This window comes from Pseudarthrobacter sp. RHLT3-21 (genome assembly GCF_059383495.1).
Map to the genome: position 1 here is coordinate 112,218 of NZ_JBWZCI010000005.1, position 23,289 is coordinate 135,506.

A 23,289-nucleotide genomic window follows, 5' to 3' on the forward strand; every position below is an offset into this window, starting at 1 on the left:
ATTCCCTCAGATTCGCGTTTTGGGCGCATTTACTGCCTGTTCGCGGCCTCACTGCCGCGGTCAGGTCCGCGCGGTCAGCCCCGCCCGTTCAGCGCCGTGCGGTCAGGTCCGCCGAGATGAGCTTCGCGGTCGCCACGATTTCGCGGGCCACGGCGGCCAGGTACGCTTCCGGGTCCGGCCGGGCCGCTACCGACTGGGCCTGGAGGGACACGTTCACGGCGGCCACCACCTTGGTTGGCCCGTCGTACACAGGGGCCGCAACGGACATCAGCCCGAGCTCAAGCTCCTGGTCCAGCAGGCACCAGCCCTGGGCGCGGACGGTTTCCAGGACCAACAGAAGCTCGGGGACAGTGCCCAGCGCGCGCGGCGTCAAGGGTTTGATGTCCGCCGCTGCCACGTAGTCCTTGAGTCCGGCGGGCGGCAGGGCCGCGAGCAGCACCCTGCCCATGGACGTGGCGTAGGCCGGGAAACGGGTGCCCACGGTGATGCCCACGTTCATGATGCGGCGCGTGGTCACCCGGGCGATGTAGGCGATGTCAGTGCCGTCCAGCACCGCCGCCGACGTGGACTCGCCCAGTTTGAGGGACAGTTCCTCCAAGTGCGGCTGGGCCAGCTGCGGCAGGGACAGCCCGCTGAGGTAGGCGTAGCCGAGCTGCAGGACCTTGGCCGTGAGCGCAAACGTTTTACCGTCGGTGCGGACGTAGTCCAGCTCAACGAGGGTGTGCAGGAAGCGCCGGGCCGTGGCTCGGGTCAGGTCCGTCCGGGCCGCCACCTCGGTCAGGGTCATGACCGGGTGGTCGGTATCAAAGGCGCGGATCACGGCCAGCCCGCGCGCCAGCGACTGCACGTACTGGTCACTCGCCTGCGGGGCGGCCCCTGAGTCTCCGGGTGCGTTGGTCATGGTTACCAATCCTATTCGGCGCGAACGGGCAGGTAATCCCCTCAAAGCTTGGGTTTGAGGGGATTACCTGCCCGTTCGCGCTGGGTGGGGTTAGAGCGCGACGACGGCGGCGGACTTGAGCGGGACAGGCACCAGTTCCTGGAGCTCCTCCAGGGTGCATCCGAACGTCTCACGGACCTGGACGCCGTCGGGCCCGGTGAGGAAGACGGCCTTGTCCGTGTACACGCGGGTCACGCAGCCCACGCCGGTGAGCGGGTACGTGCACGCTTCCACGATCTTCGACGCGCCTTCGCGGGTCAGGAGCGTCATCATCACAAACACGTCCTTGGCGCCGGTGGCGAGGTCCATCGCGCCTCCCACGGCCGGGATGGCGTCAGGGGCGCCGGTGTGCCAGTTGGCGAGGTCGCCCGTGGCCGAGACCTGGAACGCGCCGAGCACGCAGATGTCCAGGTGGCCGCCGCGCATGATCGCGAACGAATCCGCGTGGTGGAAGTAGGACGCCCCGGGCAGCTCCGTGACCGGGATCTTGCCGGCGTTGATGAGGTCGCCGTCGATGTCGTCGCCCTCGGCCGCGGGACCCATGCCCAGCATGCCGTTCTCCGTGTGGAGCGTGATGTTCTGCTCCGGCCTGAGGTAGTTGGAGACCAGCGTGGGCTGGCCGATGCCAAGGTTCACAAACGAGCCCGGCGCGATGTCGCGGGCCACGAGTTCGGCGAGCTGATCGCGGCCCAAGGGCATGTCGGACGTCTGAATGCTGGTTGCGATGCTCATTTTCAGGCCACCTTCACGATGCTGTTGACGTAGATTCCGGGGGTCACGACGTTTTCGGGGTCGAGCCCGCCGGTGGGGACAATCTCGGACACCTGGACCACCGTGTGCTTCGCGGCGGCGGCCATGATGGGGCCGAAGTTCCGCGCGGTCTTGCGGTACACAAGGTTCCCCACGCCGTCGGCCTTCAGGGCCTTGATCAGGGCGACGTCGGCGTGGATGGGGGTCTCGAACACCTGGCCGCGGCCGTCGATGATGCGGGTTTCCTTGCCCTCGGCCAGCATGGTGCCGTAGCCGGTGGGTGTGAAGAACCCGCCGATGCCGGCACCGGCGGCGCGGATCCGCTCGGCCAGGTTGCCCTGCGGCACCAGCTCCAGCTCGATCTCGCCGGCGTGGAACTTGGCGTCGAAGTGCCACGAATCGGACTGCCGTGGGAAGGAGCAGATCATCTTCCTCACCCGGCCTTCCTTGATGAGCAGCGCCAGGCCCTGGTCGCCCTGGCCGGCGTTGTTGTTCACCACGGTCAGGTCCTTGGCGCCGCAGTCCATCAGCGCGTCGATCAGTTCGAACGGCTGGCCGGCGTTGCCGAAGCCGCCGATCATCACGGTGGAGCCGTCCTTGATGCCGGAAACGGCCTCGTTTACGGAGTCAACAAATGTCAGCACGTCCTAGGCCTTTCCTGTGCTGGTACCGGTACCAGCCGTAACGTTTTCGAGGACAACGGCGAGGCCCTGGCCCACGCCGATGCAGATCGCGGCCACGCCCCAGCGCTCACCGGAGGCCTGCAGGCTCCGGGCAAGCGTGCCCAGGATCCGCGTACCGGACGCGCCCAGGGGGTGGCCCATGGCGAGCGCGCCGCCGTGCCGGTTCACGATGGTGGGGTCGATACCCCAGGCGTTGATGCAGGCCAGGGACTGCGCGGCGAACGCTTCGTTAAGTTCGACGGCGCCCACCTGGTCCCAGCTGATGCCCGCCTTCGCGAGGGCCTTGTTCGCGGCCTCCACCGGGGCGTAGCCGAAGTACTGGGGGTCGTTGGCGTGTGCGCCGCGGCCGGCGATGCGGGCCAGCGGTTCGAGCCCGAGCAGCCCGGCGGCGGCTTCGGATCCGATCCAGGCCGCGGAGGCGCCGTCGGACAGCGGGGACGCGTTCCCGGCCGTGACGGTGCCGTTCTCGGTTCGGAAAACGGTCTTCAGCCCGGCGAGTTTCTGGGCCGAGGAGCCAGCGCGGATCCCTTCATCGCGGACCAGGTCGGTGCCGGGAACCGGGGCCACGAGGTTGTCGTAGAAGCCCTCGTCCCAGGCGGCGGCGGAGAGGTTGTGCGAGTTCGCGGCGAACTCGTCCTGCTGCTCGCGGGTCACGCCGTACTTCTCGCGCAGCCGCTCGGTTGCCTCGCCCAGGGAGATGGTCCACTCCTTCGGCATCGCCTTGTTCACCAGTCGCCAGCCCAGCGTGGTGGACGCCAGGGTCATGTCCCCGGCCGGGTAGGGCTTCTCCGTCTTGGGCAGGACCCAGGGGGCCCGGGACATCGACTCGGCGCCGCCAACGAGCATCAGCTCGGCGTCGCCGGCGTTGATCTGGCGCGAGGCGATGATCGCCGCGTCCAGCGACGACCCGCAGAGCCGGTTCACGCTGGTGCCGGGAATCGAGACCGGCAGGCCGGCCAGCAGCGTGCCCATCCGGGCGATGTTGCGGTTCTCCTCGCCGGCGCCGTTGGCGTTGCCGAACACCACCTCATCAATCCGCTCGGGGTCCAGGCCGGGCGCACGCTTCACGGATTCCTTGATCACGTGCGCGGCCAGGTCATCCGGACGGACGGCGGCAAGGCCGGAGCCGAACTTGCCGAACGGCGTGCGAACGGCGTCGTACACAAAGGCCTGGTTCATAACTTTTCCTCAAATTCTGTCTGACTAAAGCTGCGTGCGTACGGCAGCGGGTAGGCGGCCCAACTAGGTAGCAGTAAGTGTCGTTCTGAGGGCTCATAACGACAGTTAGCGCTACCTAGTTGGGTGGGGTGGGGTGCTAGTTGGGTGGGGTGGCGGCGTCGTCCGGGGTGGGGGCGTCCATGTCTGCGGCGTCCATGTCGCGGAAGACCTGCTGGGCGGTCTTGAAGGCTGTGTTGGCGGAGGGAACTCCGCAGTAGATGGCGGTCTGCAGCAGGATTTCCTTGATGTCGTCCCTGCTCAGGCCGTTGGAGATGGCCGCGCGGATGTGCATGGCCAACTCTTCCCAGTGCCCGTGCGCCACCATGGCGGTGATTGTCACGGCGGAGCGCATCTGCCGGGTGAGGCCCGGGCGGGTCCAAATGCCACCCCACGCGATCCGCGTGATCATGTCCTGGAAATCGTCGGTGAACTCGTCCTTGTTGGCGTTGGCCCGGTCCACGTGCGCGGCGCCCAGCACCTCGCGGCGGACCACCATGCCGCCGTCGTAAATCTGCTGGCTGGTGGCGTCCGGCTGGACGACGCCGTTGCGTTCTGCGTTGGGAAGGTCTGCGCCGCTCATTGGGCTGCCCCCCGGGATTCGCTCCAGGTGATGAGGGTCCGCAGCAGTTCGGCAACGTGCGCGGGCGCCTCGGCAGGGGCCAGGTGCGCCACTCCCTCCAGCGTCACAGCATTTGCCGTGCCGCCACCGGCGGTAATTCCGTCAACGGTTTCCTGAGCCATCGACGGCGGCGCAACAGTGTCCGCCGCACCCGCCACTGCCTGCGTGGGGACGGTGATGCTGCCGAGTTCGTCCCGGACGTCAAAGCCTGCCAGCGCTTCGCAGCAGAAGGCGTAGCTGAAGCGGTCGGTGTCGCGAAGGGCGTGCAGGAGCCGGCTGCTCCGCTTGGGTTCACGGTCCATAAAGCCCGGCGCGAACCAGCGCTGCGCGGAGCCCTGGATCAATACGGGAGTGCCCTGGCTGCGTACGGTTTCAGCACGTTCCAGCCAGGCTTCGGGGGTGCCGATCTTGGCGCCGGTGCACTGGACGGAGAGGCTCTTGAGGCGTTCGCCGTGCTTGATGCCCAGCTGCAGGCCGGTGGCACCGCCGAGCGAAACCCCGGCATAGTGGAAGGCTTCGCCCGGGGCGATCGAGTCCACCAGGTCCACCACTGAATCCGCCAGCCCGGCGACGTCGAACGTCTCCGTGGCGGCGGGCGAGACGCCGTGGCCGGGCAGGTCCCAGGCCACAACGTCGTAGTCGTTGCTGAGCAGGGTGGCCGCGTCGGACCACAGGACGGAGGAAGTGCCCAGGGAGGGTCCAAGCACCAGCAGCGGACGTTCGCCAAGGGCCCGTTCGGGCGAAAGCAGAACTGCCTTCAGGGTCGGTTTAGCCACGGTTGGCTCCGTTCTGGTCGGGGTCTGCTGATGACCCGGGGTTGGCAGGTAACTGGCTGAAGCGGGAAAAGTCGGGGTAGGCGGCCAGGATGCGGCGCGAGATTTCGGCTGCCTGGCCCAGGTAGCTGGCCGGTTCAAGGAGTTCCGCCAGCTGCCCATCGGAAAGCGTCTCCGCCGGGACGGCTTCGCGGAGCAGCCGCCGGTAGGTGTCCGCCTGTTCGACCGCGGGCGCCCGGAGCGTCCGATCCACCACGAGCTGCAGCTGCTCCTTGCCGCTGCGGCCATCCTGTTCGGCCAGCAGCGGGGCGACGGCGGCGCCCACGCCTTCGGCCAGGAGCAGCGGCCCGGCAAGTTCCAGGTTGCGGCGCATGGCGTCGGGGAAAACCTGCAGGCCTTCGGCGAGCTCCCTGAGGTGTCCGGCCGCGCCGAGTGCCAGGCGGAGGAGCTGGCGCAGGGCCGGCCATTCCGTGTGCCAGGCGGCGTCGGGGCGTTCGTCGTTGAAGTTGGCAGCGGCCAGGTGCAGCTGGGCCACCAGCTGCGGCGCCTGGAGCGCGGCGCTGCGGATGAGGACCGACAACACGGGGTTCTGCTTCTGCGGCATGGCAGAGGAGACCCCGCGGCCGGCGGCGCGCGGTTCGGCGAGTTCGGCCACCTCGGGCCGGCTCAGGAACAGGGCGTCCGTGGCGATCTTGCCCGCGGCGTCCAGCGCCGAGGCCAAGGCCTGTCCGAGGGACGTGACGGCCAGCCGGTTCGTGTGCCATGGTGCCGGTGCCGGCGCGAGCCCCAGCTGCGCGGCCAGCGAGTCGGCCAGGTCAAAGGGGCTGGCGGCCGAGCCGGAAGTGAGCACGGTTCCGGCAGCGAGTGTTCCGGCCGCCCCGCCGAACTGCACCGGGAACTGTACGTTGCCCAGTTGCCGGCCTGCGGCCGCCAGCCCGTGGAACCACTGCGCCGCCCGCAGCCCAAAGGTAAAGGGAAGGGAGTGCTGGGTCAGGCTCCTGCCCACGCCCAGCGTGTCCGCATGCTGTTCCGCCAAGGAAGCGAGCGCCGCCGTCGTGCATTTCAGATCCGCCAGCACCGCCTCAACGGTGTTGCGCGCGAGCAGCATCAGGGCCGTGTCCAGCACGTCCTGGCTGGTCAGCGAGGTGTGAACCGCCTTAACTGCGCCGATGCGGGCGCCGTCCAGCGCCGTGACGTGCTTCCGCAGGTCTCCCAACAGCGGGATGACGGGGTTGCCGCCGCCCTGGGCCCGGAGCGCGATGTCTGCCGCGTCGTAGCGGCCCGCCTCCGCGGCGGAAACCACGACGGCGGCGGAACCGGCAGGCGCCAGGCCCGCCTTCTCCAGCACGGCGGCCCAGCCGGACTCGACGGCGAGAATCGCCGCCAGTACGGCGCGGTCACCGGTCAGCGCCGTCACCAGGGGCGACGCCGAGACGGGACTGAGCAGGCCGACGTCGCCGTCGGCCGCGCTTCCGAAGCGGCCCAGGGCGGCGTCAGTCACTGGAAGTCCAGGAAGACTGTTTCGCCCTCGCCCTGCAGGCGGATGTCCCACGTGAGTCCGCCGTCGGGATCGCGGCGGCCAATGAGGGTCTTGCGGCGTTCCGGGTCCAGTGAGCTGAGCAGCGGGTCCTTGGCGAGGGCTTCCTCGTTTTCCGGGAGGTACACGCGGGTGAAAAGCCGGTTCATCAGGCCGCGGGCAAACACGGCCACGGAGATGAAGGGCGCGGCACCGGACTCGGTGGGGCCCGGGTTCACGGTGGTGAACGTATACACGCCGGAGTGGCCCACGGAAGCGCGGCCCCAGCCGGTGAAGGTGTAGCCGTCGCGGACCAGGGAGCCGGTCTGCTGCACGATCTCACCGTCGGCGTCGGGCTGCCAGATCTCGAGGATGGCGTCCGGGATGGTTTCCCCGGCGCCGTCATAAACGGTGCCCTGGAGGCGGAGGGAGCCGGGCGAGCCAGGCGCAAGGAGTTCGTTGTCCTTCTCGAACGGCAGGGCGTAACCGTAGAACGGGCCGACGGTCTGGCCGGGGGTGGGAACAAGCTTGGTGGTTGTGCTCACGTTATTCCTCGTCTCCTGCTGCGCCGAGCGCCTCATTTTCGGTCCAGGTCCGCTTGGAGCCGGTCAGGACGATGTCCCAGTTGTAGCCCAGGGCCCACTCAGGCTGGGTCAGGTCATGGTTGTAGGTGGCCACGAGGCGGTCGCGGGCGTCCTGGTCCACGATGGACTGGTAGATGGGGTCCAGCGGGAACAACTGGTCGCCGGGGAAGTACATCTGCGTGACGATCCGCTGGGTGAACTCCGTGCCGAACATGGAGAAGTGGATGTGGGCCGGGCGCCAGGCGTTGACATGGTTCTTCCACGGGTAGGCGCCGGGCTTGATGGTGGTGAACCGGTACGAGCCGTCCGGGCCGGTGATGCAGCGGCCGACGCCGGTGAAGTTGGGGTCCAGCGGGGCGGGGTGCTGATCGCGTTTGTGGATGTAGCGGCCGGACGCGTTGGCCTGCCAGATTTCCACGAGCTGCCCGGCCACGGGGCGGCCGTCGCCGTCCAGGACCCTGCCGGCCACGATGATCCGCTCGCCCTGGGGTTCCCTGTTGTGCTGGATGGTCAGGTCCGATTCCAGGGCGTGCACGTCCTGGTGCCCAAAGGCCGGCGAGTACAGCTCAATGGTTTCCGGGTCCGCGTGGTGCAGGCTTTTGGTGGGGTGCCGCAGGATGCTGCTGCGGTAGGGAGCATAGTCCAGCCTGGGCTGGGTCTCGGCCGGGGCGCCGTCCTTGAGCGCCCGCGCGTAGGCATCGCCCATGGCGTTGATCTCTGCACTGAGATCCTGCTGTGTCTCCACTGCGGCCTCCTCTTCTCTGGTTGTTGCTGCTGAGTGGTCTTAAGGATGGGTAGTACGGATAGTGCTGTCTTACCGGTGCTGCAGGTGGTCGTACTGGACTGCGTGGCGCACGGGGGCGTTGGGGGCGCCGTAGCCGTCGTAGGCGCCGCGGCGTTCCACCATTTCGAAGAACACACTGCCCACGGTGGCCGTGTAGAAGTGGAGGAATTCGCCGTCCGCGTCCCGGTCGTACAGCAGGTTCAGGTCCTGCATTGTGGCCAGGAAGTCCGGTGCCAGTCCGAAGCGTGCGTCCAGATCCTCGTAGTAGTTCGCCGGGATCTGCAGGAATTCCAGGCCGCGGGCCTTGCAGTCACCGGCGGTGGCCACCAGGTCATCCACGGCGAAGGCGATGTGCTCCTGGTAGGTCCTGCGCTGCTGATTCAGCGGTGCCAGGTTCAGCACCAGCCGCACGGCGCGGTTTTCCGTGGCCATCACCTGCGAGCGGACCAGCCCCGTGGGGCTGGGCACCTCCGCGAACGGCTGGGGCTCCAGGGCCAGGGCGCTCGTGTAGAAGAGGACGGCTTCGTCGAAATGCTGCCACGGCTGGGCCAGGTTGACGTGGTCGATCACGGCGGTGGCTCCGGCGGCGGGCTTTTCCAGCCCCTCCCCGAACTCACTGGTCCAGGCCGCGGTGCCGTCGGAGGTGCCCTGACACAGGAAGATCTCGGTGGAGTCCGGGGCGGCGAAGCCCTGGAATACTTCCTCGTTGGCCTGGCTTTTGCGCGGGACCGCGGGGGCCTTCAGCTGCTGGGCGCGGGCGGCGGCAATCACCGGGGAGTCGACGTCGAACCCCAGGGCGGCGATGGCCGGTGAGGCATCCCCCGCTGAGTCGTCCCCGTCTGCAGGTGCAGCCTCGTTGATGATCACCCGGGCGTGGCCCATGCTCCAGAGCTGCACGTCCTTGGTGCGGTGCCGGCCGTTGAATTCGAAGCCCAGCTGGCCCAGGACCGTTTCCAGTCCCTTGGTATCCGCGGCCCTGACTTCGGCGAAGTTATAGCCAGCCGGTTCGGCCACCTGCGGGAGCGTGGCCAGCTCCATGGGATAACGACGGCGGCTGGGGGCCGGGGTGCCCACCGCGCCAGCGGTGATACCGGCGCCGGAAAGGGCCGGGGCGTTGGCGTCCAGCCACTTGGCGCTCTGTTCCTCCAGCCAGATGAGCGAGCGCATGGCATCGACGGCGGTGCGCTCCACGTCCGACTGGCGGAAGACGTCGTTGAAGATCTCCAGCGACACCGGGCCGCTGTACCCCGCCCGGACCACGTGGCCCATGAACTTGGCGAGCTCGAACTGGCCCTCGCCCGGAAAAACCCGGTAGTGCCGGCTCCAGGAGAGGACATCCATGGAGAGCTTGGGGGCGTCTGCCACCTGGACGAAGAAGATCTTTTCCGGGTTGAAGGCCTCGATGGGGGCGGTGTCCCAGTTGCGGGACAGGATGTGGAAGGAATCCAGGCAGGTGCCCAGGTTGGGGTGGTCCACGGCTTCCACGAGCTTGTGGGCATGCTCGTAGTCGCTGACGTATTTGCCCCAGGCCAAGGCTTCGTAGGCAACCTTGACGCCGTGGTCCCCGGCCAGTGCAGCCAGTTTGCCGAGCTGTTCAACCCGGAGGTCGTCGCTGTCGATGCTGGCGGTGGCCACGTTGGAGCAGATCAGGATGGTGTCGATGCCCAGCCGCGCCATGAGTTTGAATTTGGCTTCGGCGCGCCGGAGGTTGGCAGTGAGGAGGTCTTCGGAGACGCTGTCGAAGTCGCGGAACGGCTGGTAAAGATCCAGCGTGAGGCCAAGGTCGGCCGCCATCTTGCGGACGTCCTCGGGCGTGAGCGGCGACGTAACCAGGTCCTGTTCGAAGATTTCAATGCCGTCAAAGCCGGCGATGGCGCAGCCCTGCATCTTTTCCTTCAGGGTGCCGGAGAGGCAGACCGTGGCGATTCCAGTGCGCATCAGGCAGCCACCTCTTCCTTGGCCACGAGCTCCAGGAAATGGCTGCGCATCCGTTCAGCGTCGGCTTCCAGCCCGGTGAAAATCCGGAAGGAATCCGCGGCCTGCCCCACTGCCATGCGGCCGCCGTCCAGGACCTCGCAGCCTATGGCGCGGGCGCCGCAGACCAGTTCGGTATCGATCGGGCGGTAGACGATGTCCGCCACCCAGTGCCGCGTTTCCAGCAGGTCCAGGTCCAGGGGGATGCCCGGGTGGGCGGCCATTCCTACGGGCGTACAGTGCACCAGACCGTCGGCCAGCGGCATCAGCTGCGGCAGCTCCGCCGTCGTACGCGCTGTGACGGTGCTGCCCGCGAACAAGCCGGCCAGCTCTGCGGCGCGTGCCGCGCAGCGGTCGGGGTCCACGTCCACCAGGTCCAGCGCCTGCACGCCGGCGGTAAGCAGTGCGTAGGCGACGGCGGAACCGGCACCTCCCGCGCCAAGCTGGACCACGCGGTCCAGCCGCGCGCCCGGTAGGCCGGAGGCAAGCGCGGCGGCGAAGCCGGAGAAGTCGGTGTTGTGGCCGATGAAGCGGCCGTCCTCGACCACCACGGTGTTGACGGCGCCGAGCCTGAGGGCATCCGGTGAGACCTCGTCCAGGTGTGCCAGGACAAGCTGCTTGCACGGATGAGTGATGTTCAGGCCGTTGAAGCCCAGGCTGCGGGCACTCTTGAGCAGATCCCCCACGGCGTCGCCGGAAAGTCCGAGCTCCAGCAGGTCGATGGGGCGGTAGAGGTAGCGCAGGCCCTGCACGTCCCCTTCGCGTTCGTGCATGAGGGGAGTGAGTGACGGCATCACGCCGTCGCCGACCAGTCCCACAAGGTAGGACTCAGTTCGATTGCTCATCCGGGCAGCTCCTTTGATACGGCACCCGGCGGGCGGCGGCGCTCGAGGCGTCCGCGGCGGGTCGGGTGATAGGGATTACAGTACAACACTTGTTCACTTCCCGCACGCTTGTTCTACATGCGAACTTTTGAAGCATAATTACCGCTGCGGCAAGCGCGCGGCCAGCTCCGCCGCGGCATCCTGCAGCAGGGGCACATGGGCCAGCAGGGCTTCCACGCTGAGGCGGAAGACGGGAACGGCGGTGGCCAGGGAAGCGAAGGCGTGGCCCTGAGAATTGAGCAGCGGCACAGCCACGGCGCGCATGCCGTTCTCGTTCTCCTCGTCCATCACGGCATATCCCTGCCGGCGCACCTTCTCGATCTCCGCACGGAAGGCGGCGCGGTCCCTGATGGTGTGTTCGGTAAGGGGTTCCAGCTCGAGCTCCTCAATCAGCGCTTCACGCTCCGAATCCTCGGCAAAAGCCACCAGCGCTTTACCCACGGCCGTCGCGTGCAGGGCGCCCAGATGCCCGGGATCGCTGGTGACGCGGAAAGTCTGCGGGCCATCCACCTTGTTGACCGTGAGGTGATGATGGCCGTCGCGGACGCTGAGGATGGTGGCCTCCCCCGTCCGCTCGGTGACGCGGCGCAGGACGGGCAGTGCCGTGCCCGCAAATCCGTGATGGTTGGAGACCCGCTGCCCCAGCTGGAAGATCCGCAGGCCCAGGTGGTAGCGGCGGCCGTCCGGCTCATAGTCCACAAATCCGTCCCGCGTCAGGGAACCCAGGAGGCGGTAGGTGGTGCTGAAGGGGAGATCGGCACGGCGCGAAATCTCGGCGGCGCTGGCGCCACGCGGCTCCTCACCTAGGAGGACCAGCAGGCCCAGGGCCTTGCCCACCATGTCCGTGCGGTCACCCTTGGGCGTCTTTGGCTCAGCGGCGACGTCATCGGGCGCTGTGGTTTGATTCACACTCATACGTCGATGTTGCCACATCGTGGGAACTATTTCTAGATGGTGATTATTTTCTTGACAAGTGACTGCGCTCACAGCCATCATTGCTGTATCGCACAAGTAGCTCCCACCATGTGGCTACTAGGCCGGGTCTTTCAACGGACTCCAGCCGCACCGCACCAGGCCTCCACTCAGGCCGCTGCGGCTGCGACCCTCCAGATCCATCCGCGACAACGTCGTCACATCTAAGGAACTCCATGAGCCAGACACTTCCGTCCGCCGGGCCGGGCACTGTTGCCCCGGCCGGGACGCCAAAGAAGGCAGCCCTCGCCAGCTTCCTCGGCAGCGCCGTCGAATACTACGACTTCTTCATCTTCGGTTCCGCGGCGGCCCTGATCTTCCCCACGGTGTTCTTCCCGGACGCCGGGGCCAACGCGGCCGTTATGTCCTTCGCCACCTTCGGCTTTGCCTACGTGGCGCGACCCTTCGGCGCCGTCATCCTGGGCCACTTCGGTGACCGCGTGGGCAGGCGGAAGGTCCTTATGTTCACGTTGCTGCTGATGGGTGCCTCGACGTTCCTGATCGGCTGCCTCCCCGACTTCAACACCGTGGGCTGGTGGGCTCCGGCCCTGCTGGTGCTGGCCCGGCTGTGCCAGGGCCTCTCCGCCGCAGGTGAGCAGGCCGGCGCCTCGTCCATGACGCTGGAACACGCGCCGGACAATCGCCGCGCCTTCTTCACCTCTTGGACCCTCACGGGCACCCAGGGCGGCCAGATCCTCGCCGCGCTGGTCTTCATCCCCGTCCTGGCCCTTCCGGACGAGATCAAGTACGGCATCGGCTGGCGCATTCCGTTCTGGCTCAGCGCAGTGGTAGTGCTGGTGGCATTCTTCATCCGCCGCACGCTGCACGAGCCGCCGGCCTTCGAGGAAGCCCAGAAGACCGCCCAGATTTCCAAGCTACCCGTTGCCGACCTCCTCAAGGACCACTGGCGCGATGTGCTCCGCGTGGTCTGCTGCGCCTTCATCGCCGCAGTCTCCACCGTGTTCGGCACCTTGGCCATCACCTACGCCAAGACTGTTGCCGGTGTTGACGGGACCACCACCCTGTGGCTGGTGGTCGGCGCCAACCTGGTGGCCCTGGGTACCCAGCCTTTGTTCGGCAAGCTCGCGGACCGGATCGGCCGCAAGCCGGTCTTCCTCTACGGCGCCGTGGCCAGCGCCATCCTCACGCCGGTCTTCCTGCTCAGCCTGGAATCCGGCAGCATCCCGCTGATGTTCCTCGCGGCCATCGGCTTCTTCTCCTTCGGCTACGCAGCCTCAAACGCCGTCTGGCCGTCCTTCTACGCCGAAATGTTCAGCACCAGGGTCCGGTTCTCCGGCCTGGCGATCGGTACGCAGCTGGGCTTTCTGATGGCAGGTTTCGCCCCGGCCATCGTGGCAGCCATGGGCGGCATCAGGCCCGGCGGCTGGGTCCAGATCAGCATCTTCACCGCCGTCATCTGCGGCATCTCGGCCATCTCCGCCCTGACGGCCAAGGAAACCTTCAACATCCCCACCAAGCAGCTTGGCCTGCAGTAACACCCCGCTGGCCGGACGCCACAAGCCGGACGCTCCTGCCCAGTTTGCTCACCGGAATGCCCGGCACGTCCCTGGACGCGCCGGGCTTTCCCTTGCACCGCCGGGGGCAGATGGGGTGGAACGTTCGACGCCGGGAAGCGGGCCGGGTGCCTACGGCTGTCCGGTGTCCAGGACCGAGGCAAGGTCGAAACTGACCGGTTCCTCCAGTTGGGCGTAGGTGCAGGATTCGGGATCCCGGTCCGGCCGCCAGCGTGAAAACTGGGCAGTATGCCGGAAGCGCTCACCTTCCATGTGGTCGTACCTGACCTCCACCACCAGTTCGGGCCGGAGGGGCACAAAGGACAGGTCCTTGCCGGCGCTCCACCTGCTGCCCTCCGCGTTGCGCGGGGTCCGTTCGCCTTCCTCCTGCTTGGCCCAGGCCCAGGGGTGTCCGTCAAAGTCCGTGACCAGCGCTTGGAGTTCCTCGAACAGCTCCTGCCGGCGTTTCATGGGGAAGGCGCCGATCACGCCCACGCTGGCCAGGCCGCCGTCGTCCTTGTACAACCCCAGCAGCAGCGAGCCGATCGCGTCAGGTCCGCTCTTGTGCACGCGGTAGCCGGCCACCACACAGTCGGCCGTGCGTTCGTGCTTGACCTTGAACATCACGCGTTTGTCCGGCTGGTAGCTGCCATCCAGCGGCTTGGCAACAATCCCGTCCAGGCCTGCACCTTCGAACTGCTGGAACCACTGCTCGGCGGTGGCCTTGTCCTGGGTCGCGGCGGTGAGGTGGACGGGAGCCTTGCTGGTGGCGAGCGCCTTTTCCAGCGCTGCCCGACGCTCGGCGAAGGGCCGGCCGGTGTAGTCGTCGTCGCCCAGGGCCAGCAGGTCAAAGGCCACAAACTTGGCCGGGGTCCGTTCGGCAAGAAGCTTCACCCGGCTGGCCGCGGGATGGATGCGCTGCTGAAGGGCGTCAAAATCCAGCCGGTCGCCGGATGTCCCCACCAGGACAATCTCGCCGTCCAGGACACAGCGGGGCGGCAGGTTCTCCTTCAGGGCTTCCACAAGCTCAGGAAAATACCTGGTCATGGGCTTTTCATTGCGGCTGCCGATCTCCAGCTCGTCGCCGTCGCGGAAAATGATGGACCGGAACCCGTCCCACTTGGGTTCATAGCTCAAGGGCCCGTCCGGTATCCCGCTGACGGCTTTGGCGAGCATGGGCGGGACGGGAGGCATCACGGGAAGTTGCATAGTGCCCATTGTTGTCCGGGAGACCCGCCGGCGGTAGGCCTGAACTGGCACAATGCCCCACTGAAGGCCCCGCCGCGTTTGGCCGGTGGCACTCTCCGAATCCCATGGTGCCGGCGGAAACGCATCGATCGCAGAGAACTAACCGGCTCCTAACGTCGAGGAAACTCGGGCGCAACATTGCCCCGCCACACTGGAAGTGCCGGCAAGCGCAGGCACCAGCTCCAGCCAGGAGGCCCCAATGTTGAAGGAAGCCAAAGCCCATGTAACAAGAGTCCGCGCCCTGGACCAGCTCCACCGCGGCGATGAAATCGAAGCCAGGCTCTCTGTGGGCCCCAGCTACGACGACGTGGTCATCCGCCGCGGCCGCGTCCAAGAGACAGCACCGGGAATCGGCGTTGTCTGGATCATGGACCATCACACCGGCTCGCGGAAAGCGATCAATACGGACGAATGCAGCGTCTGGCGGATTGCCTGACCCGGTTTCGAGCCGCTGGCGCAGAACCTCCTTGCGGAACCTTGCACCGCGACGGCGGGCGCAGTCATTCAGGACTGCCCGCCGGACCGCCCGAGAGACGCTTCGGCCCTAACCTCCGGCCACCGACTGGATGACCAGCACCTCCTGCCCGGGCGACACCTCGGTTTCCAGGCCCTGGAGCCGGCGCACCTCGTCGCCGGCCACGTAAATATTCACGTACCGGCGAAGTGCTCCTGTTTCGTCCCGCAGTCGCCTGGCCAGCACCGGGTAACCCCCGGTCACCGAATCCAGCAGGCTTCCCACCGTCACCGTCCCTTCGGCGGGCGCAGTCAGGATGGACTGCCCGCCGGCCAGTGGCTGGAGGATGCTGGGAAGTACCACGCTGATGTCAGGCACCGCGGGCCGCTGACGTTTCCGGAACCGCCAGTCCCGCCCCGGAGACCACGGCGGCGCGGACACAAAGGACATCCGGGAGATGACTGACAACTTCAGCAAACGTCTCCCCTTCATCCGCGCTGGCGTACACGGTGCCGCCGCGGGTTCCAAAGTAGACGCCTGCCGGTTCAGCTGAGTCAACCGCTGCGGCATCGCGGAGGACGCTGTTGTACTCGTGCTCCGGCAGTCCTGCGTCGAGCCTCTTCCAGGTGCCGCCGGCGTCGTCCGTCCGATGCACCGCAAGGTGTCCCTCCGGGGGGATCCGCTCGCCGTCGGCCTTCAGCGGGACAACCCAGGCTGTGCCTTCCCGCCGCGGATGCGTCAGCATCACAAAACCGAAGTCGGCCGGAAGTCCTTCAGCGATGGAGTCCCAGTTTTCGCCGTTGTCATCCGTGCGGTAGACACCGTGGTGGTTCTGCGCATACAGACGGCCTTCGACTACGGCATCCGCAGCGATCTTGTGCACGCACTGGCCGAACTCCGGGTAGGGGTCAGGCATGAAACGCACCGAGATCCCTTTGTTCCGCGGTTGCCAGGAGGTCCCGCCGTCGAGCGAGCGGTACACGCCACCGGTGCTCATGGCGATGTGGACGTTATCCCCCGCCCGATTCACCACGATGGAGTGGGCCGCGGCGCCACCGTAGCCCGCACCCCAATCGCTGCGATGAGGATGGTCCCACAGCCCGCGGTTGAGTTCGAAATGCTCACCGCCGTCGGTGGATTTCCAGACCGAAATCGGTTCGGCACCTGCCCACACCACCCCTGGCCGCGACTCTGCGTCCGGGTAGATCTGCCAGATGCGCTCCACTGCCGCGCCGGTGTCTTCGGGAAACGTGATGGCGCCCTGTTCCGGTTCGGTCCACGTGGCGCCAAGGTCATCGGAGTGGGCCACAGTAGGGCCCCAGTGCTCGGACCTGACGCCCACCATGATCCGGTTACGGCCGTCCCGAGTGTCGATCCCGATGCTGGGGATTTCGCTCATCAGAAAATGCGGGCCGGAGAAGGACCATTGCTTCCGGTCCTGGCTGGTTGCCAGCCAGAGGCCCTTTTTGGTCCCGATCGCTAAGACATAGTTCTCTGCGGTTGCCATGCACCCCATGCAACCACCACGGCCGGAGGGCCGCAACGCTTTTCTTCGCTATGTGGATTGGTCCGGCGTGGACTGGACGCATGGGCCGTGCCGGCGGCGCCCCGTCAGTCGACGAATTCGGACTGCGTCTCGATGAAATCCCAGTCGGCTTCGGTGAGGACAGCCACCTGGGTACCCGGATGCGGCCCGCCGGCTTCGGCGATGCCCTGCAGCACCGGTAACGGCAGTTCCGCCGCACGGAGGTTTTCCCGCAGCCATTCCTTGGTTTGCAGGTTCAGATCCAGCCACCACATGTAGATTTCCATGCCGGTCACGCACCTTTCGTATGCTCCAACGTTAGGCTCCGCCCTGTCCACGTTCAAGGGTGGCAACACTCCAATAGCCCCCTCCCGTTTCCGCGTACAGGCAGGTAACAGCGCAGGTCAAAGGCGGAAAAAGACGAGTACCCGCTACTCGCGACCGCACCCGCCCGCCGCCCCTAGCCTGAATTTACAAGCAATTGATCATGCTGCCGGGGGCATTCAGAGCCAACGCTCCTCCCCTACCACCATGGTCCTTTCGGAAAAGTCTGGGGAGACGAAAACCATGAAACGAACCTTCGCAATTTTGGGGGTCGCGGGGCTGGCATTGCTCAGCGTCTCGGCCCCGGCCAGCGCGGCAGATAACTTCACTCTTTGCCACAACGGACATGACATCAGCATCGACCTCAACGGGGTGAACGGCCTGGGTGCCCATAGTGGACACTCCGAGGACATCATCCCGCCCAACCCGCTGCTGCCTGGCGGATTGAACTGGGACCTTCAAGGGATGGCGGACTTTGCTAACTCCTGCAACGCAGTAACACTGCCGCCCGTCGTCGTCCCACCCGTGGTACCGCCGGTCGTCGTCCCGCCCGTCGTTCCACCCGTAGTGGTGCCGCCGGTCGTCGTCCCACCCGCAGAAGAACCCGTGGTGGTCCCGCCAGCCGTGGTGGTGACGCCCATGGTGGAGTCAGCGGTCGTCGTCCAGACGCCGGTCACCACAGTCACACCCACAGTGCAGACCCCCGCCGCACCGGCAACCGTACAGACGCCAGCCGGCACCGGGACAGTGGCTGTCAGCCAGGGCACCAACCAGGGCTTCAACGCGCAGACCGCAGTGGGCGGAGCTGAGAGTGCTCCTACCTGGCTCGCGGGCCTGGGCATGATGCTCGGCGCCGGTGCGCTGGTGGCCGTACGCCGCAGGTCCCTGGAACCAAAGGCAGACTAGGCCCCAGCTCGGACTGGGCCGAGCTGACACGCAGGGCGCCCCGCCAACTCAAGGCGGGGCGCCCTTCCTGTAAGCACAATTTCCAACAGCCTGAGGAGCATTGTGGCAAAGCAAACCGGACGGCACGAAGTGCCGAAACGGCCCCGCGGCTGGAACCGCGGAGACATCGCCATCCTGGCCTGCGGTGTCCTGGGCTTCCTGTCCTTCACGTTCGGTGGATCGCTGCTGGACCAGCATGGGGCCGCAACGCCGGGTACAAACACTGCAGACTACTCTTCCGGAACGTCGTCGATCCAACTGCCGTTGCCCCTGGCCGTTTCGGGCCTTCCGGCCGCACCGTCTGCATCCGTGCCGGCTGCAGCGGCGCCCGTGGCCACCGGGCCGGTCCTCCCGGAGTCTTCGGCCCCGCAGCGGATCGTCTATCCGAAAGCTGCGATGGACACGGCCGTGCATCCGCTGGCGCCGGACAGCACAGCCGTCGAAAGTCAGACAATCGTGCCGCCCACCACCATGGACGGGTATTGGCTGACACCGTTCGGGACCCCGGGCAACGGCTCGGGCAACACCACGTACATCATCGGTCACAGCTGGGAGGGGCGGGACGCCCCGTTCAATCACCTCAGCTCCGCTGCCGCGGTTGGCGATACGTTCGACGTCGTCACGGAAACCGGCACCATCCCTTACCGCGTGGACAGCGTCACTACCTACCTCAAGGACAGCCTCAAAGACAGCCCCATCTGGGACATGGTGCCCAGCCGCGTGGTTCTGATCAGCTGCTACACGGAAGACCCATGGGGGAAAAACGTGGTGGTCTCGGCGTCACCCGCTGCCGCTTAACACGTCCACGCGCCGGGCGCCCCCCTGTTCAAGTGGCACCCGGCGGCACAGAATGGCCTTATGAGTCCAGAACGTTTCAGTGGCCCGCCTCCACTCCTGGTCGGTGTGCTGCCCGATCAGCATCCCGAGGTGCTGAAGACCGCAACATCTCTCGCAGCCCGCCTGTCAGCGCCGTTGCTGTTCGCCTATGTTGACGAGGCCAGCTACCTGGTGGAATGGGATCCTGCCAGATCCGCGCACCGGCTGTCGCTGCACCCGGACAAGGACGACGACGATATACGCTCCGTCACCACGGAACTCAGGGCGGTGATCGCAGAAGCCGTGGCCGCCGCCGCGACGCCGGGCGCCCCCGTGGATTGGACTCTGCGGACCCTGGCGGGGGATCCGGGCCGCGCCCTGGCCCGGCTCGCCGCGGAAAGCAACTCCCCCATGATCATCGTGGGAACGTCGGAGCGGGGCCTGACCCACCGGATCTCCGAACTGCTCAACGGATCAGTGGGACTCTGGCTGACGCATCATCAAAGCCGGCCAGTGCTGGTGGTTCCTTACCGGAGACCGGCGCATCAGGACGAAGTCTGAGCCGGCCTGAACGCGTCGCCTCGCCCATCCGGGGCGGTTTTCGGGTGACCGAAATAATAAAGCGAAAGTAGTTATTCGAGGTGGTAGCGGACGGCCGTACCGGCACGTAAGCTAATTCAAGCAGAACGATCCGGCCGCAGCGGCCGGGTGAATCTGCCCAAATGCTGCTCCGGAGTGCGTATCCCCCAATAACGCACTCCGGAGCTTTTTTGTGCGCTCCCACAACCCGCACCTACCCCCGTTCGTGGAGCGCCTCCTTGATTTGGATACCCCCAGGGGGTACTTGCCATATACCCCCACCGGGTATATGTTGGCAGCATGGAACCTTTGCAGGAAACCTTGACCACACATGCCGGCACCGCCCCGGCGCCCCCGCATGGCTACACCGCGAACAAAGAGGCATACCTGCGCAGGCTCAAGCGCATCGAAGGCCAGGTCCGCGGCATCGCCCGGATGGTGGATGAGGACAAATACTGCATCGACATCCTGACCCAGGTCTCCGCGGTCACCAAGGCCCTTCATGCTGTGAGCCTGGGACTCGTGGAAGAGCACATCGGCCACTGCGTGGTGGGTGCCGCCGGGGAACCCGATCCTGCCCTTCGCGCTGAAGCCATCGACAGCAAAGTCAAGGAAGCTACAGAGGCCATCGGCCGTCTCCTGCGCTGACCACCTGCCACTGACCATCCATTTACGGCCGGCCACCGCCGGCCCCCTTTCAAGGAGCCAGCCATGAGCACCACCTCCACCACCGTCAACGTGTCCGGCATGACCTGCGGCCACTGCGTTTCCTCTGTCAGCGAGGAAATCGAATCGCTCGCCGGAGTTGAAACGGTCGACGTCGAACTCAACGCCGGCGGCATTTCCACCGTCACCATCACCTCAAGCCAGGAACTGTCGCCGTCCGAGATCGGCGAAGCGGTAGCCGAAGCCGGCTACCTGGTTGTTGCCAACGACGCGTAACGCTGTCTGATCGGGGGATCCCACATGAGTACAGACCATCTCCGTCACCACCCTCAAAGCCGGGTGGTTGAACTGGACGTTGAGGGCATGACCTGCGCCTCCTGCGTGAACCGCGTGGAAAAGAAGCTGGGCAAGCTCGACGGCGTCGAAGCCTCCGTCAACCTCCCGCTGGAATCGGCCCACGTCACTGTCCCTGCCGGCATCACGAACCAGCAGATTGTGGACACAGTCAACGCCACGGGCTACAAGGCAACGGTCCGCCTCCCGCGCTACCTGAGCCAAAATGCCGGCGACGGAACCGACGCGCTCGGCTCGATGCCCGCAAGCGGCGACGTCGGGGGCATGCGGCAGCATGCGTCTAAGCGAGGCACGAGCGAGCATGCAGAGCATGTCTCCGACGGTGCCGCGCCTGGTAACCACCCTCAACATGGCACCGAAGGCGGTGCGAAAAGTGACCACTTGTCCCACGGCGGCAAGGCGGCCCAGCTCCGGCCGCGCCTCATCCTGGCCGCAGTCCTGACGGTTCCCGTGTTCGCGGTTTCGATGGTTCCGGCACTGCAGTTTCCCGACTGGGGCTGGGTAGCCGGTGCCGTGGCGTTTCCGGTGGTCAGTTGGGCGGCTTGGCCCTTCCACCGCGCTGCGGCCGTCAATGCCCGCCACCTGGCGTCCACCATGGACACTCTCGTTTCCATCGGCGTCGCTGCCGCTTACCTTTTCAGCGTGTGGCAACTGGCCCTGGATCCCCGCATGACCGAACACCCGGCCATGGAGGGCATGGAAAGCGGCGGGCTGTACTTCGAAGTGGCCGCCGTGGTCACCACCTTCCTGCTGCTGGGCCGGCTCCTCGAAGCCAACGCCAAGCAGAAAGCCGGCGACGCCCTCAAGGCATTGTTGAACCTCGGCGCCAAGGACGCCACCATCCTTCACCACGGCTCCGAACATAAAGTCCCCGCCGATCAGCTCCGCGTGGGAGATGTCGTTGTGGTCCGCCCCGGCGAAAAGATCGCCACGGACGGAGAGGTGATCGACGGAATTTCAGCTGTGGACGCATCCCTGCTGACCGGCGAATCCGTCCCGGTGGAGGTGGAGCCCGGGAGCAAGGTCACGGGCGCCACCATCAACACTTCCGGCCGGCTACTGGTCCGGGCCACACGCGTGGGCTCCGAAACCACGCTGGCACAGATGGCCCGGCTGGTCTCGCAGGCACAGACCGGCAAAGCCCCCATCGCCCGACTCGCCGACCGGATCAGCGCCGTCTTTGTCCCCATAGTTCTTGCCCTCGCCGTGCTCACGTTTGCGCTCTGGCTCGCGTTCAGCGGCCCGGTGATTGAGCCTGCCGAGCTCAGGGCAGCTTTCACCGCCGCAGTCACCGTCCTGGTCATCGCTTGCCCGTGCGCCCTGGGGCTTGCCACTCCCGTGGGACTGCTCACCGGAACCGGCCGGGGCGCCCAGCTGGGCATCCTGATCAAGGGCCCGCAGGTCCTCGAAGACACCCGCACCGTGGACACCATCCTGCTCGACAAGACCGGCACCGTCACCACCGGAAAACTCGCCGTGGGCAACACTCTCGCGTTTGACGGTTACCAGGGCAAGGACGTGCTGCGGCTCGCCGGCGCCGTCGAAGCGGCATCGGAGCACCCGATCGCACACGCCATCGCGGCCGCGGCCCTTGAGGCACAAACCGGGCACGTTGACGGCGGGCGGCTCCCCGCCGTCGAACACTTCCGTTCGGCACCCGGCGGCGGAGTGGTGGGAACCGCTGATGGGCGAGTGATCCTCGCGGGCCGCACCGGCTGGCTCACGGAGAATGGCGTCCGCCCTTCCGGCGCGCAGCTGGAGGCGCTGGCCGATGCGGAAGCCACCGGTGCCACGGCCATCTGGGTGGCGGTGGACGGCACCCCTGCCGGCATCATCAGTCTCCGCGACACCGTGAAGCCGGGATCCGCGGAAGCTGTGGCAAAGCTGAAGAAGCTCGGGCTGCGCCCCATTCTGCTGACCGGGGACAACGCCGCGGTGGCCGCGCAGGTCGCTTCCGCCGTCGGCATTTCCCCTGACAATGTTTATGCAGGTGTTCTGCCTGCCGGGAAGGTCGACGCCGTCCGTCGGCTCCAGACGGGCGGGGCCATTGTGGCGATGGCCGGCGACGGCGTGAATGACGCCGCCGCGCTGGCGCAGGCTGACCTGGGCATCGCCATGGGATCCGGTACCGATGTGGCCATCGAGGCGGCGGACCTCACCGTCATGGGCAATGACCTGGGACAGGTGGCGCAGGCCATCGAATTGTCCCGGCGGACGCTGGCCACCATCAAGACCAACCTGTTCTGGGCGTTCTTCTATAACGCCATCGGCATTCCGGTGGCCGCCCTGGGCCTCTTGAACCCGATGCTTGCCGGTGCCGCGATGGCGGCGAGTTCCGTCCTGGTGGTGGCCAACTCGCTCCGGCTGCGCAGCTTCGGCAAGTAGGTCCTCAGGCGGATAGATCCTCAGGCGGTGCCGAAGCGCACGGCAGCGCGGGCCTTCGCCTTGATAGCCTCTTCTTCCCGGTCTTTGGCGGGAGCGTGGGTGACCAGCGAATCCAGCAGGTGTTGGGTGATGTGGGCGATCTCGTGCACCGCCGCTTCGAAGGCATCCTCGTTGGCCTTGGACGGCTTGGCGCTGCCGCTGACCTTGCGCACATACTGCAGCGCGGCGGCATGCACTTCCTCAGAGGTGGCATGCGGTTCGTAATTGTGGAGGGTTCGGATATTCCGGCACATACAGCCATGCTAGGCTCTGGAACGCCTCGGATCGACCCCCCTCTCCCTCACATGGGCAGCGGTGCCCATCGACAGTGTTTTGGGGCCGGGATAGGTTCTAGGTAATGGATCTTCCGGATGAACCGGGGGCCACTGGGGATGCCGATCTGGATCGGATCCAAGACAACAAGGAGAAACTGATGGCTATTTGGGGCGCAGATGTAGAACAGCTCAGGACTCTTGGCAGCAAGCTGCAGGCCGGTGCCGGCGAGATCGAGCAGCAGCGGTCCAACCTGTCCCGCGTGCTGGACAGCACCAACTGGGAAGGCCCTGACGCCACCCACTTCCGCGGCGAATGGTCAGGCACGCACACCGCGGCGCTGAACCAGGTCATCCAGGCGCTGAAGGATGCCGGCCAGAAGGCCACCAAGAACGCCAACGAGCAGGACCAGGCTTCACGCTGACGGCAGAAGCTATAACCCGGGGGCCCGGACACAGCACAGTGTCCGG

The 23,289-nt window shown here is 66.5% G+C and carries 26 protein-coding genes; 9 read left to right on the plus strand and 17 right to left on the minus strand.

The annotated features are described in order from the left end of the window. Positions 1–88: 88 nt before the first annotated feature. The 12 genes from AC50YA_RS07680 to AC50YA_RS07735 form a co-directional block, all read right to left on the minus strand. Positions 89–901 (minus strand): IclR family transcriptional regulator domain-containing protein, encoded by an 813-nt coding sequence (locus tag AC50YA_RS07680; protein WP_494981712.1) that lies wholly within the window; start codon positions 899–901, stop codon positions 89–91. A 90-nt stretch (positions 902–991) separates the two neighbouring features. Continuing rightward, the gene (locus AC50YA_RS07685; RefSeq protein WP_494981713.1) at positions 992–1,672 is read right to left on the minus strand and encodes a 3-oxoacid CoA-transferase subunit B; all 681 of its coding nucleotides are present in this window, start codon (positions 1,670–1,672) and stop codon (positions 992–994) included. A 2-nt stretch (positions 1,673–1,674) separates the two neighbouring features. Then, a complete protein-coding gene (locus AC50YA_RS07690) occupies positions 1,675–2,334 on the minus strand; it encodes a 3-oxoacid CoA-transferase subunit A (protein ID WP_494981714.1) in 660 nt (219 codons plus the stop codon). A gap of 3 nt (positions 2,335–2,337) precedes the next feature. Continuing rightward, the gene (locus tag AC50YA_RS07695) at positions 2,338–3,552 is read right to left on the minus strand and encodes a thiolase family protein (RefSeq protein WP_494981715.1); all 1,215 of its coding nucleotides are present in this window, start codon (positions 3,550–3,552) and stop codon (positions 2,338–2,340) included. Between the two features lie 136 nt (positions 3,553–3,688). Beyond that, on the minus strand, positions 3,689–4,171 hold the full coding sequence (gene pcaC, locus AC50YA_RS07700) for a 4-carboxymuconolactone decarboxylase (RefSeq protein WP_494981716.1): 483 nt from the start codon (positions 4,169–4,171) through the stop codon (positions 3,689–3,691). Continuing rightward, the gene (locus tag AC50YA_RS07705; RefSeq protein WP_494981717.1) at positions 4,168–4,986 is read right to left on the minus strand and encodes an alpha/beta fold hydrolase; all 819 of its coding nucleotides are present in this window, start codon (positions 4,984–4,986) and stop codon (positions 4,168–4,170) included. The genes pcaC and AC50YA_RS07705 overlap by 4 nt, the downstream gene beginning before the upstream one ends. After that, entirely contained in the window at positions 4,979–6,484 is a 1,506-nt protein-coding gene (locus tag AC50YA_RS07710; RefSeq protein WP_494981718.1) for a lyase family protein, read from the minus strand. The genes AC50YA_RS07705 and AC50YA_RS07710 overlap by 8 nt, the downstream gene beginning before the upstream one ends. Further along, positions 6,481–7,080: a protocatechuate 3,4-dioxygenase subunit alpha gene (gene pcaG, locus AC50YA_RS07715; protein WP_494981719.1), complete on the minus strand. Its 600-nt coding sequence runs from the start codon at positions 7,078–7,080 to the stop codon at positions 6,481–6,483. The genes AC50YA_RS07710 and pcaG overlap by 4 nt, the downstream gene beginning before the upstream one ends. Beyond that, on the minus strand, positions 7,046–7,828 hold the full coding sequence (gene pcaH, locus AC50YA_RS07720; RefSeq protein WP_494981720.1) for a protocatechuate 3,4-dioxygenase subunit beta: 783 nt from the start codon (positions 7,826–7,828) through the stop codon (positions 7,046–7,048). Before pcaH ends, pcaG begins: the two co-directional genes overlap by 35 nt. 69 nt (positions 7,829–7,897) lie before the next feature. Then, positions 7,898–9,805 (minus strand): bifunctional sugar phosphate isomerase/epimerase/4-hydroxyphenylpyruvate dioxygenase family protein, encoded by a 1,908-nt coding sequence (locus tag AC50YA_RS07725; protein ID WP_494981721.1) that lies wholly within the window; start codon positions 9,803–9,805, stop codon positions 7,898–7,900. After that, positions 9,805–10,686 (minus strand): shikimate dehydrogenase, encoded by an 882-nt coding sequence (locus tag AC50YA_RS07730; RefSeq protein ID WP_494981722.1) that lies wholly within the window; start codon positions 10,684–10,686, stop codon positions 9,805–9,807. Before AC50YA_RS07730 ends, AC50YA_RS07725 begins: the two co-directional genes overlap by 1 nt. Positions 10,687–10,824: 138 nt before the next feature. Beyond that, positions 10,825–11,640 carry an IclR family transcriptional regulator gene (locus AC50YA_RS07735; protein ID WP_494981723.1) on the minus strand — a complete coding sequence of 272 codons (816 nt, stop codon included), beginning with the start codon at positions 11,638–11,640 and terminating at the stop codon, positions 10,825–10,827. A gap of 233 nt (positions 11,641–11,873) precedes the next feature. Here AC50YA_RS07735 and AC50YA_RS07740 point away from each other — a divergent pair, with 233 nt between their 5' ends. Beyond that, positions 11,874–13,193, plus strand: a complete 1,320-nt coding sequence (locus tag AC50YA_RS07740; RefSeq protein WP_494981724.1) for an MFS transporter — start codon at positions 11,874–11,876, stop codon at positions 13,191–13,193. A gap of 150 nt (positions 13,194–13,343) precedes the next feature. On the opposite strand, the gene AC50YA_RS07745 is transcribed toward AC50YA_RS07740, so the two are convergent. Continuing rightward, on the minus strand, positions 13,344–14,420 hold the full coding sequence (locus AC50YA_RS07745) for an ATP-dependent DNA ligase (protein ID WP_494981725.1): 1,077 nt from the start codon (positions 14,418–14,420) through the stop codon (positions 13,344–13,346). 238 nt (positions 14,421–14,658) lie between these two features. Between AC50YA_RS07745 and AC50YA_RS07750 the strand changes: the two genes are divergently transcribed. After that, a complete protein-coding gene (locus AC50YA_RS07750) occupies positions 14,659–14,895 on the plus strand; it encodes a hypothetical protein (protein WP_056341782.1) in 237 nt (78 codons plus the stop codon). 108 nt (positions 14,896–15,003) lie between these two features. Here AC50YA_RS07750 and AC50YA_RS07755 read toward each other — a convergent pair whose 3' ends face one another. The 3 genes from AC50YA_RS07755 to AC50YA_RS07765 all read right to left on the minus strand — a co-directional run bounded on the left by AC50YA_RS07755 (position 15,004) and on the right by AC50YA_RS07765 (position 16,725). Continuing rightward, complete coding sequence (locus AC50YA_RS07755) at positions 15,004–15,291, minus strand: MoaD/ThiS family protein (RefSeq protein WP_354184046.1); 288 nt, start codon at positions 15,289–15,291, stop codon at positions 15,004–15,006. Next, a complete protein-coding gene (locus AC50YA_RS07760) occupies positions 15,284–16,429 on the minus strand; it encodes a WD40/YVTN/BNR-like repeat-containing protein (protein ID WP_494981726.1) in 1,146 nt (381 codons plus the stop codon). Before AC50YA_RS07760 ends, AC50YA_RS07755 begins: the two co-directional genes overlap by 8 nt. 95 nt (positions 16,430–16,524) lie before the next feature. Further along, entirely contained in the window at positions 16,525–16,725 is a 201-nt protein-coding gene (locus tag AC50YA_RS07765; RefSeq protein ID WP_494981842.1) for a hypothetical protein, read from the minus strand. 280 nt (positions 16,726–17,005) lie between these two features. On the opposite strand from AC50YA_RS07765, the gene AC50YA_RS07770 reads away from it, so the two are divergent. From AC50YA_RS07770 to AC50YA_RS07795, 6 genes are all read left to right on the plus strand, one after another. Beyond that, the gene (locus tag AC50YA_RS07770) at positions 17,006–17,668 is read left to right on the plus strand and encodes a hypothetical protein (RefSeq protein ID WP_494981727.1); all 663 of its coding nucleotides are present in this window, start codon (positions 17,006–17,008) and stop codon (positions 17,666–17,668) included. A gap of 102 nt (positions 17,669–17,770) precedes the next feature. Further along, positions 17,771–18,505, plus strand: a complete 735-nt coding sequence (locus AC50YA_RS07775; RefSeq protein ID WP_494981728.1) for a class F sortase — start codon at positions 17,771–17,773, stop codon at positions 18,503–18,505. A 60-nt stretch (positions 18,506–18,565) separates the two neighbouring features. Continuing rightward, the gene (locus AC50YA_RS07780; RefSeq protein WP_494981729.1) at positions 18,566–19,084 is read left to right on the plus strand and encodes a universal stress protein; all 519 of its coding nucleotides are present in this window, start codon (positions 18,566–18,568) and stop codon (positions 19,082–19,084) included. A 318-nt stretch (positions 19,085–19,402) separates the two neighbouring features. Next, entirely contained in the window at positions 19,403–19,750 is a 348-nt protein-coding gene (locus tag AC50YA_RS07785) for a metal-sensitive transcriptional regulator (protein WP_494981730.1), read from the plus strand. A 63-nt stretch (positions 19,751–19,813) separates the two neighbouring features. After that, complete coding sequence (locus tag AC50YA_RS07790) at positions 19,814–20,044, plus strand: heavy-metal-associated domain-containing protein (RefSeq protein ID WP_494981731.1); 231 nt, start codon at positions 19,814–19,816, stop codon at positions 20,042–20,044. Positions 20,045–20,068: 24 nt separating this feature from the next. After that, on the plus strand, positions 20,069–22,507 hold the full coding sequence (locus tag AC50YA_RS07795) for a heavy metal translocating P-type ATPase (protein WP_494981732.1): 2,439 nt from the start codon (positions 20,069–20,071) through the stop codon (positions 22,505–22,507). A 20-nt stretch (positions 22,508–22,527) separates the two neighbouring features. Here AC50YA_RS07795 and AC50YA_RS07800 read toward each other — a convergent pair whose 3' ends face one another. Continuing rightward, positions 22,528–22,800, minus strand: a complete 273-nt coding sequence (locus tag AC50YA_RS07800) for a DUF2277 domain-containing protein (RefSeq protein ID WP_494981733.1) — start codon at positions 22,798–22,800, stop codon at positions 22,528–22,530. A gap of 179 nt (positions 22,801–22,979) precedes the next feature. Here AC50YA_RS07800 and AC50YA_RS07805 point away from each other — a divergent pair, with 179 nt between their 5' ends. Beyond that, complete coding sequence (locus AC50YA_RS07805; RefSeq protein ID WP_111908407.1) at positions 22,980–23,243, plus strand: WXG100 family type VII secretion target; 264 nt, start codon at positions 22,980–22,982, stop codon at positions 23,241–23,243. The last annotated feature ends 46 nt before the right edge of the window (positions 23,244–23,289 follow it).